6 protein-coding genes are annotated in these 12,874 nt (G+C 74.4%); all 6 read left to right on the forward strand.

Annotated elements, in window-relative coordinates; translation table 11 throughout:
• The first annotated feature begins 31 nt into the window (after positions 1-31).
• The 6 genes from ACWCHM_RS01335 (at position 32) to ACWCHM_RS01360 (ending at position 12,871) form a co-directional block, all read left to right on the forward strand.
• Complete coding sequence (locus tag ACWCHM_RS01335) at positions 32-9,898, forward strand: WXG100-like domain-containing protein (protein WP_454221296.1); 9,867 nt, start codon at positions 32-34, stop codon at positions 9,896-9,898.
• 2 nt (positions 9,899-9,900) lie between these two features.
• Complete coding sequence (locus ACWCHM_RS01340) at positions 9,901-10,668, forward strand: hypothetical protein (protein WP_454221297.1); 768 nt, start codon at positions 9,901-9,903, stop codon at positions 10,666-10,668.
• A gap of 104 nt (positions 10,669-10,772) precedes the next feature.
• Entirely contained in the window at positions 10,773-11,435 is a 663-nt protein-coding gene (locus ACWCHM_RS01345; RefSeq protein ID WP_454221298.1) for a hypothetical protein, read from the forward strand.
• A 103-nt stretch (positions 11,436-11,538) separates the two neighbouring features.
• Positions 11,539-11,769 carry a hypothetical protein gene (locus ACWCHM_RS01350; protein WP_204957876.1) on the forward strand — a complete coding sequence of 77 codons (231 nt, stop codon included), beginning with the start codon at positions 11,539-11,541 and terminating at the stop codon, positions 11,767-11,769.
• On the forward strand, positions 11,766-12,326 hold the full coding sequence (locus ACWCHM_RS01355) for a hypothetical protein (protein ID WP_204957877.1): 561 nt from the start codon (positions 11,766-11,768) through the stop codon (positions 12,324-12,326). Before ACWCHM_RS01350 ends, ACWCHM_RS01355 begins: the two co-directional genes overlap by 4 nt.
• On the forward strand, positions 12,323-12,871 hold the full coding sequence (locus tag ACWCHM_RS01360; protein WP_281894330.1) for a hypothetical protein: 549 nt from the start codon (positions 12,323-12,325) through the stop codon (positions 12,869-12,871). Before ACWCHM_RS01355 ends, ACWCHM_RS01360 begins: the two co-directional genes overlap by 4 nt.
• The last annotated feature ends 3 nt before the right edge of the window (positions 12,872-12,874 follow it).

The following is a 12,874-nucleotide window of genomic DNA, read 5'->3' on the forward strand; positions in this document are numbered from 1 at the left end:
GGCAATCCGACGGTGCCGCGGAGGACCCCGCGTGAGCGAGAGTGACCACGCCCTCGCCGAGATCCTGGAGTGGTTCTCCGACCTCGAAGCCGCCATCCCGGGCGTCCGCTCCACCGTCGGTGAGATCCTCATCGGCAAGATCCCCGAGTCGGACATCGACGCGGTCTACGAGCTCTCCGACGCCTGGGGCGCCGCGACGCAGGAACTCGCCGCCTTCTACACCGAGGCGGTACACGCGGCCGACGGCATCCTGACCAACTGGAGCGGCGACGGGGCCGCCGAGGCGTTCACCCGGGAATGGCTCGCCTACCTGGAGTCGCTCGCCGGCACGGTCGACACCCTCGCCTCCATGGAGGAGGCGGTGCAGAGCTTCGGGCTCCAGATCGAGCTGATGAAGTTCATGGCCCTGCTCGGCCTGATCATGCTGGCCGTCTCGCTGTTCCTGCTGGTCGCCGCCGCCATCCCGTCCCTCGGCCTGTCCACCGCCGGCATTCCGGGGGCGTTCGCCGCCTGCCGCGCCGCGATCGGGGCCGCCGCCACCAACGCGGTACGGGCCATCGGCAGCATCTCCGTCCGCGCCGCCCTCGCCGAGGTGACCGCGCTGCTGACCCGTACGCTGCCGACCCTGGTGCGGACCCAGTTGCCGAACCTGGTCCGTACCCAGGTCCCCCGGCTGGTCACCACCCAGCTGCCGCGCTTCGCGCGGACCCAGGTCCCCACCTTCGTCCGGCAGACCCTGCCGATGGTGATCCGGCAGGGCGCCGGCACCCTCGCCCGCAACACCCTGCCGCGCAACGTCATCGCCCGGTCGGTCGCCGACCGGATGGCCGGTCAGTGGCTGCGCGGCGTCACCAACCGGGAACTGCTGCGCCAACTCGGCCGGGAGGCCGGGCTGGAGTCGCGTCGGCTGGCCGGGCGCAGCCTGCTCGCCGCCCGCAACCAGCTCGCCCGGGAGATCGAGGAACAGCTGCTGCGCAAGTTCGGTGCCCGGGTCGGCACCGACCTCGCCACCCGTGGCGGCGTACGACTGGCCGGCACCGAGGCGTTCGAGCAGCTCAGCCGGGCCACCCTGAGCCAGTACGCGACCCGCGAGATCGCCACCACCACCTTCGGCCGGGAGCTGACCAAGTACCTGGGCCAGCGGGTGGCGTTCGGGGCGGCGTTCATGGGCGGGGGCAACCTGCTGGGCCAGATGTACCAGATCGCCGGCGGCGAACGGGCCAGCCTCGACCTCGGTCAGCTCGGCGTCTCCACCGTCCAGGGTGGGCTGTTCGGGGCGTCGATGTTCGGCGGCATCCCCGGCCACGTCATCGGCGGCGGGGTCACCGGCGCCCTGGTGACCGGCGCGACCGACGCCGCCCAGGGGAAGTTCGACCTCCAGAACATGCTGCACGGGGGCGCCGAGGGGGCCAAGGCCGGCGTCGTCTTCGGCGCGCAGAACAAACTGGACACCGTCCGGGTCGGCGGGACGAACCTGCGGATCGGCCGGGACGTGATGGTGCTCCCCGAGGGGATGGCCGCCGTCGACCGGGCCGCCGGCCTGCGGGTCACCTACAGCGAGCGGGGCGCGGTCTGGACCCACGTCGACGGCGACGGCCAGCGGATCGACGGTGGGGCGATCGCCGCCGACGGCACCGTGCTCGCCCGCGACGGCGTCCGGTCGCCTGACCCGACGGTGGTCGACGGCGACGGCCCCACCCCGGGCGGCCCGGGTGGCCCGCACCCGCCGCGACCCGAGCTGCCCCCGGCCGACCTGCCGCAACGCACCGACCTGGTCGGCGGCACCGGAGGCGGTGACGGCAGCGGCCCGCGCCAGCCCGCCCACCCCGCACCGGTACGCACCCCGGAGGCCGGGACCCGCCTCGCCGACCCGGCCCGCCCGTCTCTCGACCCGGCCCGCCCGTCTCTCGACCCGGCCCGCCCGTCTCTCGACCCGGCCCGCCCGTCTCTCGACCCGGCCCGCCCGTCTCTCGACCCGGCCCGCCCGTCTCTCGACCCGGCCCGCCCGTCTCTCGACCCGGCCCGTCCACCTGCCGATCCGGTGCGGCCCGGGGGCGAGCGGACGCCGGGGGAGTGGTCCCGCCCGGGTGGCGACCGGGTGGCGGGGGAGTCGACCCCGCCGGCCGGCGGGCGGGCGGCCGGTGACCCGGTGACCCGGCCGACACCGGCCGACACCGCGCCGCCGCGTGGACCCGGCGACGGCGCTCCCACCCGCCCCGAAGCACCGGTGACCACTGCCCGGGACCACCCGGCGGCCACCGGTGCCGACCGGACCGGGCCGGCCACCGACCCGACCGGGGTGACCCGGGCCGAACCCCGCCCGGACCACCCCCGCCCGGACCACCCCCGCCCGGGGGACCACCCGGCCGCCGACCGGCCCCCACCGGACCGGCCCCCCGAGGATCGGGGGGCGGGGGACCGGGGGCCCGAGGAGCAGGACGCGCAGACCGGGGCCGCGATCCGTCCCCGGGACGAACTCCGGGCGATGGAGTGGGCGGACCGGGCCTACGACCGGTTCCGGGCCGACCCGGGGGACGTCGCGGACATCGCGGCGAACCTCGCCACCGTCGCCCGGCCCGGCGGCACGACAGGGTTCACCCACGCCGAGATCGCCCGGGTGAAACAGCACCTCATGGTCGACGAGCACGTGCTGCGGGACTACCCGGACGGCTGGGTCCGCCGACGTTTCGACGCGGACGAGGACATCGCCGAGGCGTGGATCAGGTTGCGGGAGGGCCGCCCGCTCGAACCCGACCTGATCCTGCTGGAGCACGAGCTGGCCGAGTCGGGCTACCTGCTGTTGCACCCGGACGCCACCTACCCGGATGCCCACGCGTACGCCCAGAGCCTGTTCAATTGGGAGCGGGTCGCGCCCGGCCGGACCGGAGAGGACCTGGACAACTCGTGGCCGAGGAGAACCGGTGATGGCGATTCTGGTGGACTTCGAACTGGTCCGGGAGGACAGTCGGGAGGTCGAGTACAGCTTCGGCCACCCGGAGAAGGACCGTCGGCTGGTCATCCAGAAGGAGTCCCGGGAGGGGCAGGTGCTGGACGGGCCGGCGGATATGCAGTACCGGAAGGCGTACGGCAAGATCCTGCGGATGCAGGCCGAGGCGGCGAGCTGGCCGCCGGGGGGCAGCTACGCGGCGTAGCGCAGGGACACGTCCCGGTCGAGCTGGTGCCGGCCGGGTCGCACCCGATCGGGCCCTCGGTGCCGTTGCCCGAGGCGGTGCGGTCGACGTTCGACGGGCACGTCGGGGAGTTGCTGGCCGGCCGGGACGCCGGGCCGGTGGACCAGCCGCACCGGGCCAGCTGGGACGAGTCGTCCCGGCTGCTCACCGTCGAGTACCCGGACGGGCTGCGGGTCGGGGTGGTGCTGCAGGTCAACTCGGCGCTGCCACCCGGACAGCCGGTGGTGCTGCGGCCGGGAATGGCGGTCGAGCACGGGCGGTGGGTGCAGCGGGAGCCGGCCGGGGTGGTGCTGCCGGAGCACCTGCCGGCCGACCCCGCCACTCGGGCCGCCTTCGTCGACAGGCAGCTCGGCGACGCCTGGCGCACCCTGCACCGCGAGATCCACCAGGTGTTCGACCGCCCGGTCGAGCCCGGCCGGTCCGGGGTGCCGGCGGACGGCGTACCGGAAGGGGGTCGGGCCGGGGCGACGACGCCGGACGGGCCGACGCGACCCGGACCGGCGCGGACGATGCCGGAGCCGTCGCTTGCGCCGTTGGAGGCACCGGCGCGGCCGGACCCGCCGGTGCTGGACGCCGACGCGGTCAGCTTCCGGGACGCCACCGCCCCGACGCCGGCGCCACCCCGGCCCCTCAGCCCGGACACGGTGCGCGGCCTGCTCGCCGGCGACCCGACGACCCCCGGGCAGCTGCGCGACTGGGCCCGGGAACACCTGGCGGTGCGCCAGGAGGACGGCTCCTACCTGCCGCGCAGCCAGGCGGAGATCGACGCCGTGGTGGCCCGGCTGCGCGCGGAGACGACGGCGCTGGTCGCCCAGCGAAGCCCGGCCGACCCGACCGCCACACCGCCGGCCGTCCCACCCCGGACGGGCGACGAGTTGCCGATCAGCCAGGAACTCGCGCCGAGCGGCAACTTCCCGGCGCACCGCACCAGGACCGGCGCGGAACTGCCCGAGCAGGTGCACGAGCTGGTGGGCAGGGCGAAGGAGAACCTGCTCGGCCGGTACCCGCAGGCGGCGGTGGCCCGCCGGATCGCCGACCTCGACGCGGTGGCCGGGCAGGCCGACCGGTTGCAGGCGGCCGCCGACCGGGCCCGCGCCGGCGGCCCGCTCGGTGACGTCGTCCGGGAGGTACGCGCGCTGAGCCGGGCGGTCGACGGGTACGCCGACCGGTACCGCGACTGGCGGGACTTCTCCCGGGGCGGGGAACACGCCGACCCGGGCTGGCGGGACCTGGACGGGGTGGACCCGCTCAACGCCGTCGAGATGGCCCATCGGGTGGTCAGCGTGGACCCGGTCACCCACCGGTTCCACGTCATCGACCAGGCGATCGCGGTGGCGAAGATCGGCGACGTGCTCGGGCCGGCCTTCGAGCGGCACGCCGCCGACACCTTCGACCGGCTGATCCCCAAGGACCCGGAGAGCGTCGCGGCGCTGCTCCCACCGGAGCTGCGCCACCCGGAGCTGGACGCGTGGATCCGCGGACCGGCGCGCGGCGGCTTCGACACCCGGACCGAGATCCTCTATGTCGACCCCCGCGACGGCGCCACCTTCCGACCGATCAGCGCGGTCGCCGCGACCGTCGTGCACGAGAGCATGCACCGGCTCCAGCCCGGCCCCGACGTGGTGGGCGACGTCCTGGCCCAGGGAGTCGCCGAAGGACGCTACGGCGACGACATCTCGGCGCAGGTGCTGGTGCCGTTCCGGTTCGAAGGCGAGTTCCAGGCGTTCGCCGTCCAGCAGCACTTCCTGCGAGGGCTGGCCGGTTTCCGCGCCACCGACCACGCAGGGGACCCGCGCCTACCCCGCAGTGACGCCTACCAGGAGATGGCCGACTGGACCCCGCAGCAGATGCGGGACTACGTCCTCGACCGGTACGTGCTGGATCCGGCCGAGCGGGCCGTCCTGCCCCGGGAACTGCTCGACCGGGCGGTCGACCAACCTGTCGCGCAGATCGTGGAACGGGCCCGCCTGGCCATCGCCGAGGCGAACCATCCGATGCCCGGCGAGCGTCGTGGCGGCGCCTTCCACGGCCCGCTGAGCCGGGAGATCGCCGACCGGTACGGCATCGACCTCGACGCGATCGGACAGGAGCAGTCGGGACGGTCGCTGCCCGCGCTCCGCGACCGTCCGGCCGCCCCGGACGGGTCGGCCCCACCCCGCTCCGACCCCGGTGTGCCACCGCTCGCCGAGTGGGGGCCGGCACGCGACGGTGGCCCGGCGGACCGGCCGGCGCAGCCGGGGGCGGGGTATCGCCCAGGAGTGCTGGGTCGGGCCCTGCACCGGATCACCGGCCTCCTCGGCGGGGCCGATCCGACCCCGCTCCCGCCGGAGCGGGGAGCGGAACCCCGGCCGGTAACCCCCGAAGCGGGGACGCCGCGACCGGGTGGACCGGGCGAGGGGACCGTCGGATCGTGGTCGCCTCCGGGGCGGGCCGCGGACCACCGGACGTGGGCAGCGGAACCGGGGCCGGGCTGGCCCGCTGCGGAGCCGGTCCGTCCGGCGGGCCAGCCGGGTGCGGGGCGCGGGGCGGCCGACGCGGTGGCCCCGGATGGACGGACCCTGCTCGGGCTGACCGAGCGCCGGTGCGTCGTCGACGAGCTGCGGGCGGCGACCGACCCGATCGACCGGGCCCGGCTCCGGGAGGACCTCCACCGGCTCGACGCCGACCTGGCCCGACGCGGGTACCCCGTGCACGAGCTGGAGCAGGTGCCGCAGGCGGACGGGGAGACACCTGCCAACGGGCGGGAGCCCACCCGCAACGACGAGATGTGGTCCGACCCGCCGTGGCGGCGGGAGGACCGGCGTCCGTCGCTCGACGAGCTGATCCCCGCCAGCCGGGAGGAGGCCGACGCCTGGGGTGACGCCGTCCGCCGGGAGTTCGCCGACCAGCTCGACGGACGCGAGTTCGCCGGGCTGCGCGTCCGGGTGGAACTAGACGATCCGTACAGCGTCAGTGTGCACCGCGACGAGGTCGTCGTCCGGGCCGCCGTGCACGATCCGGACGGCGTGCCCGTCGGTCGGGTGGTGCGGTCCTTCCACCGTGACCACGACGGCAGCCTGTTCGTCGAACACGTCTCGCTGAAGCTCAGCGAACGGGTCCAGGGTCAGGGCTTCGCCCGGGAGTGGAACGGCCATCTCACCGACTGGTACCGGTACTCAGGCGTCGAACGGGTCGAGGTGCACGCCGCCTCCACCGTCGGCGGGTACGCGTGGGCGCGCGACGGATTCGACTGGGCGCCGAACACCGGGCACCGGGCCGAGGGCGTGCTCGACCGGCTCCGAGATGAGCTGCGTGCGGTGGACGTCGACATCGCGCTGGCCCGGCGGGCGGCCGACGGCGACGACCCCGTCGACGTCGACCGGCTCCGGGAACGCTACGGCACCAGCGAACCGGAGCAGGTGCTCACCGAGGCGTACCGGCAGCGGGAGGCGGGACGGGAGATCCTGGACCGGGCCCGCAGCCACCCCTTCGGCAGCGGCCGGTACCCGACGCCGTTCGAGATCAGCCAGGCCGGCTGGGGGGAGCACCACCGGGGGCGGGACGCCTCCTGGATCGGCAAGCGGGCCCTGCTCGGCGCCGACTGGAAGGGCGTCAAGTCGATCAGTGACACCGGTCCGTTGCACCCCCGGTCGGCGTACACCGCCGGGCTGCCCCGGGTGCCCGACCCGTCGGCGATCCACGGGCTGCTCCGTGGGGACGGCCCTGCGCCGGTCACCGCCGCCCGGGTGCCCGACGCGCAGTTCCACGGGTACGGCCGGGAGGTGGCTGCGCCGGAACTGGTACGTCGACTCGGCGACGAGGCGTTGCGCCTGCTGATCGACCGGTTGCCGGCGGACGGCACGCTGCGTGGCGTACGGCTGGACCTGACCGCCGTGCCGGCGGACGCCCTGCCCGACGGCGCGGTGGCCCGGTCGGTGCCGGTCGACGCGGACGGCCGGGACCTGCCGCACGGCACCGTGCCACCGGAGGGGGGCGGCTGGCGGATCGAGCTGTCCGACCGGGCTGCCGACGTCAACGTGGCGCGGGCCGTCGCCCACGAGGCGGCCGAGCTGGCGGCGATCAGGCAGCGGGCCGCCGGTGGGCTGGACCCGTTCGCGCCGGACGCTCTCACCCCGGGTGTGCTGGCCGACGGCATCGGTCCCAGCCCGCACGACCTGGGCCGGCTGGCCGAGGTGGAGGTGCTGGCCGACCTGCTGCGCGACCCGGCGCAGGCGACGTACGCCCGCGTCGAACTGCGGGCCCTGCGCGACCATCTCGGCCTGCGTCCGGACGATCCGGGGTCGGCGGCCCGGCTGCGGCTGCTCGACGGGCGGATCGGCGACGCCGGCCGGGACGCGCTGCTGGGCCGGGCGGGCCCACCGGACGAGCGTGCCGGTCCCTCCGGCGGCGGCCCGCCGGGGCGTGCCCGCGACGGCGATGTGCTGCCGCCGGAGGTCCACCCGTCGAAGCCCACGGGAGACCTGGCTCCGGCGACCTATCCGGCCCGGGTCAGTCGGGTGCCGTTCGAGTTCGCGCGGTTCCTGCACGATCCCCGCTGGTCCACGGAGGCGACCCGGTTCGAGCAGCGGTTGGGGGCGCGCTATTTCCGCGACCCGCAGGTGCAGGACACGGTACGGACGGCGCTGACCCGGATGCGTGACATCCTGGTGGCACTGACCGGGCCGGCGCACCCGGGGGAGACCCGCGCCGAGGTGGTCGCCCGGGTGGAGAGCGCCTTCTTCCGGGACGACGCGCCCGACAGCGCCGGTCAGGTGGGCACCTCGGTGAGCTTCGATCGGCTGCTCGCCGAGGGTAACCTCCGGGAGACGATGACCGCCTTCTACAACGCGGCCTACTGCAACTGGAAGAGCCCGTACACCCTTTCCCACGTGCTGCTGTCGGTGCTCGACGGGGGCCGGTGGGAGCAGGCCCGGGACGCGGGCGTCGACGTGGCGGCGGTCCGTCGGATGGGGGACCTGCTCGACGGTACGGTGAACCGGTTGCTGCCGGACCCGCTGCGGGACAGGCTGAAGTTCGGCCGGGACTTCTTCGCCACCGGCAACGTGGCGCGGAACTCGGAGCACGGCATCCGGGACCTGGCCGAGATGACGGCGAGTCAGTCCCCCCGCCGGCCCCGCTCGGATGACGAACAGTTGGCACTGGCCAACACCCCCGACCACTATGCCCGGCTGGGGACTCCGCTCGGTCGGCTCGAACGGGCCTACGTCGACCAGGTGAACAGGGAGAGGTCCGGCGCTCCGCTCGGTGACGACAGCCTGCTGCCGTGGCGTGAGGGGGTGACCGCGCACGACACCGACCATGGGCCGTGGGCCCGCTGGGTGGGTCGGGACGGCTTCCCGGTCATCGACGGGGTCTCCGGCACCACCGCCCGGATGCTCACCGCCGCCCGGTTCGTGGGGCTCGACGGCCGGCAGACCGAGCGGTTCCTGAGCGGCCTGATGGGCTGGATGCTGCCGGCCCGGGACCATTCGCTCTTCGAGATCCTGCGCGGAGCGGAGATCGCCGGTGTCAAGCGGGTGGAGCTGCGCCCGCCCGACACCCGCCTGACGGCGGTGGACCTCTACCGCAGCCTGCCCGACGTCGACCTGCCCACGCTGCGGGCCGAGGTGACGGTGGACGGGCTCTTCCCCCACGAGGCCCGTTACCTGGATCATGCCGTCGACCCGCAGGGTTTCTCGGAGACCCAGCACAAGGTCCCGGCGATCGCGGACCGGCTGTGGCCCCAACTGGAGAGCGGTCAGGTGCGGGACGCCGACCTCGCCGGTTGGCTGCGGCGCAACGGCATCGACCCGGCCGACACCGCAGCCGTGCGCAGTCTGGGTCAGCGGCTGTCGAAGCCCCACGTCATGGCGCTGGCCGTCTACACCCGACACAGCCACTACCTGATCAACAACGTGATCCGTACCCACCTGTTCACCGCAGGGGTGGCGGAGCGGCCGACGAGGGAGGTGTTCGACCGGAAGGTCGACGAACTCGTCCGGAACTACCTGGGCGCTGTCGCTGCCGGCACCAAGGCGTTGCCGTTGCCGTTGCTGCTCCGTGCGGTGGTGCACGAGGGGGCGGGTCACCTCACCGTACGCTCGCCGCTCAGTGACCCGGCCGCGCGGTGGGTGCAGGCGCAACGGCGCATGACGGCGGCCAGGCAGCAGGCGCGGGCCCAGCCGGGCGCCCAGAGCACCGTCGAGCGGGTCCGGGCCGCCCAGGCGCTCGACAGGGCCTGGGACGACCTCACCGGCCGGCTCCGCTCGGTGTCACCCCGGTTGTTCGACGAGGTGCGGTGGCACGCTGACATGGTGCACGACGCGATGATGCAGTTGCCCGCCGTCGGTAGTCCGGACCGGCCGGTGGTCGCCTATCGGGGTGACTGGATCACCCCGGTGTACTCCCCGATCTACGGCAACTCGTGGCTGCCGACCGGTAGGGCGCGGGAGTTCCTCAGCGTCAGTCGTCGCCTCGACGTGGCGGTACGGTTCATGGCCGAGAACCCTGCCTCGGGCGGGAGGATCCTGGTGGTCTACCGGCTCACCGGGCAGCAGGCCCGCGACATATCGGTGTTCTCGTCCTTCGCCGTCGATGAGGAGGCGGTCTTCCCCCCACGCTCGCGGATGCGTCGCACGTCCGATCCTGACCTTGAGGAACAGGTACGGGCCCGGTTGCCTGCCGAGTTCCAGGACAACTGCACGATAATCATCATGGAAGAGATCTGACAGTGATCGACAGTCCTGTATGGGATGAGGCGGACGACCTCTTCGCCGCCGTACACCGCATGCTGTTGCGGTTGGCGGGGCGGTTCCCTGACGAAGTGGTGACCCAGCTGCGTAAGCTCCTCGGCGACGGGGATCTGCGGCACCTTCCGGACGCGGTGTCGGTGGCGACGGTGCAGTACGCCGTACCGATCTCCGCTGCGGACCGGGAACTGCTGGGCCGTATCCTGCGCACGCTGGATGTGCCGGGGGGTGAACCCCAGTTGTACGCCGAGGTGCCGGTCTCCGAGCAGACGCCGTCGGCGGACGCCTTCCGTTTCCTGCCGGCGCGGACAGCGGTTGTCGAGCGCGCCGGGAACCGGCTGCCGAACCCGTTGGACCTGACCGGTGGTGACCCGGAGGACCTCACCCGGTTGCCGGCCCGGCTCGGTCACCTCGCCGATCTGGCCTACGAGCTGACCGACTGGCCCGACACCCGGTTCGTGGTGAGTGTTTCCCGTCATCCCGGTGTCCGGGGTATCTGGCGGGCGTGGCGGTCGGCGGTCGACGGCTCACCGGTGGAACGGCGGGTCTGCCTCGCCGAGTTGAGCCCTGGGATGCGGGCCTGGGACATCACCTACGATGCCCAGCGCGCCCTCGCCGAGGAGGACGAGGAGACGCCGCAGGTGGAGACGTTCTGGGCAGGTGAACCACTGCCGCCGTACCAGCGGGCGGCGCTGGCGGGCGCGGCCCTGCTGTGGACGCCTGGACCGTCCGGCCCGGTCGCCGGATGACACCGGCAGCCGCAGCGGGCCCGTTCCGACGCCCGACCGGGACGGCCGGGTGCGTCGCTGTGGCAGGATGACGTGCGCCGACGGCCGTGACGGGGAGGTTGCTGGTGGACACGGAGCGGACGACCGAGGCGCTCCAGCGGTACGTGCTGGCGCCGGGCGAATCCACCGAGCGGGTGTGGGTCGGTCCGGAGTCGGTGACCGTGCGGACCGCCCGCTTCCGCTACCTGGCCCGCCCGGCGCGGTGGGCGGTCGCCGACGAGGAGTGGGTGGCCGACGCGGTCCGGGTGGTGGCCGCGCGACAGCCGATCTTCGTCACCCATGCCCTGCTCCTCACCGCGTCGGGCGGGACGCTGCATCTCAACCGGCCCGAGGTGATGGGTGAACTGGGTCGCCGGGTGGGCGTCGGGCTGGACCCGCTGGCCTACGCGGAGCTGCTCGGTGAGCTGTACTCGGCGTGGGAGATCGACGGCCCGGTGGTATGCCCGTTCTCGGTGACCGAGGGCACCCGTGCCGGTTGGCTGGTCCGTGACCCCGACCACTTCACCCGGGTGCTGGCGGTGCCGGACGCTCCGGCGGTGACGCCCCCGACGTTCGCGCCGGACCCGGACGGGGGCTGGACTCTGCGGTTCTTCTCGCACAACCATTACCTGTTGGAGATCCGCTCCGCGGTCGATGTGTACCGGTGGACGGTGACGGGCGGGCCGGACCGGGCGGCGACCTGGGCCCGGGAGACCGTCGCCGAGCGGGTGGAGCGTCCGCTGCCGTGACGGGTGGTGCCGCGTGCGACGTACCGGCCAGGAGAGACCAAGCACGGTCGCTGGTCCGGGCGAGCGGTTCGCCCACCGGCGGCCGGTGTCCGGAGGTGACCCGATGGCGATGAACGTCGATCCGGAACGGCAACGCCGGCTGCGGGAGCTGGCCGACCTGCACGCCCGGTGGCAGGCCACACACCGGGTGGACGACGTCGACTTCACCCCCGAGGGTGCCGACTCGGCGCAGCGCCGGTCGCCGTCGGCACAGGCGCAGCGCGAGTACATGCGCCAGGCCCGGGAGATCATGGGTCTCGACCCGGACACCGGCCACTACCGGGACGCGGAATGAGCCTGCTGCCCGCCGTCCGGAGCCGGGACGAGGCCGACCTCTACCTGGAGCTGCATCCGTGTGGCCGGTGCGGGTCGATGGAGGCCGCCTGGACCGGGACGGCGACGGCGCAGGGGAGCCGACCGGCCTACCGGTACTCCGGCCGCTGCGCCGAGTGCCAGGAGCAGCGCGAGTTCGTCTTCGCCCTGCCCGACGGACGGACGACGCCCGCCGATGCCGGGCCGCACCCCACCACCCGGTTCGGCGGTCCGCAGCCGTCCGCCCTGCTCGACCCCGGTGAGTGGCTGCTCGTCGCCGACTGGTGCGGCCAGGCGGCGGAGGTGGCCGAACGGGAGGGTGACGACGCCGAGGCGGCGGACCTGCGCTGGACGGCCGTGGCCGCCCTGGAGGAGGTCCACAAGTTCCTGCCCGACGGCGGCGATGCGGTGCCCGAGGCGGCGTTCTGGTCGACCCGGGGACGGACTGTCTACCACCGGGAACCGGGACGGTTCCGCCGCCGCCGCATCGAGGTCGTGCGGGACTTCCACCTGGACCACATGCCGTGGAGCCCGTCGTGATCCCGTTGGCCGCGCGGTCCCTCCACGAGGCCCACCTCTACATGGACCTGCAACCGTGCGGCTGCGGGCAGGGGCGGTTCCCGCGCGCCTCCACCGTGCTCACCCTGCCCGACGGTGACCTGGCCCGCCGCTACACCGGCGCGTGCCAGGGATGCGGCACGGCCCGCGAGTTCCTGTTCCGGCTGCCCGCCGGGCCCGTCGAGGTCGAGGAGAGCTTCCGGTACGGCGGCCCGGAGCCGTCCCGGCTGATCGACGCCGGGGAGTGGCTGTGGGTGGCCGGGCACCACGCCCGGGGGGTGCCGGCCGGGGCGCACACCCTGCCGGAGGCGGACCGGCAGCGGTGCCGGTCCCGGCTGACCGCCGCCGTCGCCGCGCTCGACGAGGTGGTGAAGTTCGTGCCGCCCGGCGGTGCCCGGGTGCCGTTCACCGCGGTCTGGACGGCGCTGGGCCGCACGGTCTACCAGCGGGAGCCGGGCCGGTTCCGGGCCGGCCGGCTGGTCGCGGTGCGGTCGGCGTACGTCGGGGCGCTGCGCCGGCTGGGCTGAACC

Source organism: Micromonospora sp. SCSIO 07396 (assembly GCF_053667945.1).

Bases quoted from the DNA above. Each gene is read 5' to 3' on its own strand.
- ACWCHM_RS01355 (WP_204957877.1), top strand. From the start codon at position 11,766: ATGAGCCTGCTGCCCGCCGTCCGGAGCCGGGACGAGGCCGACCTCTAC.
- ACWCHM_RS01350 (WP_204957876.1), top strand. From the start codon at position 11,539: ATGGCGATGAACGTCGATCCGGAACGGCAACGCCGGCTGCGGGAGCTG.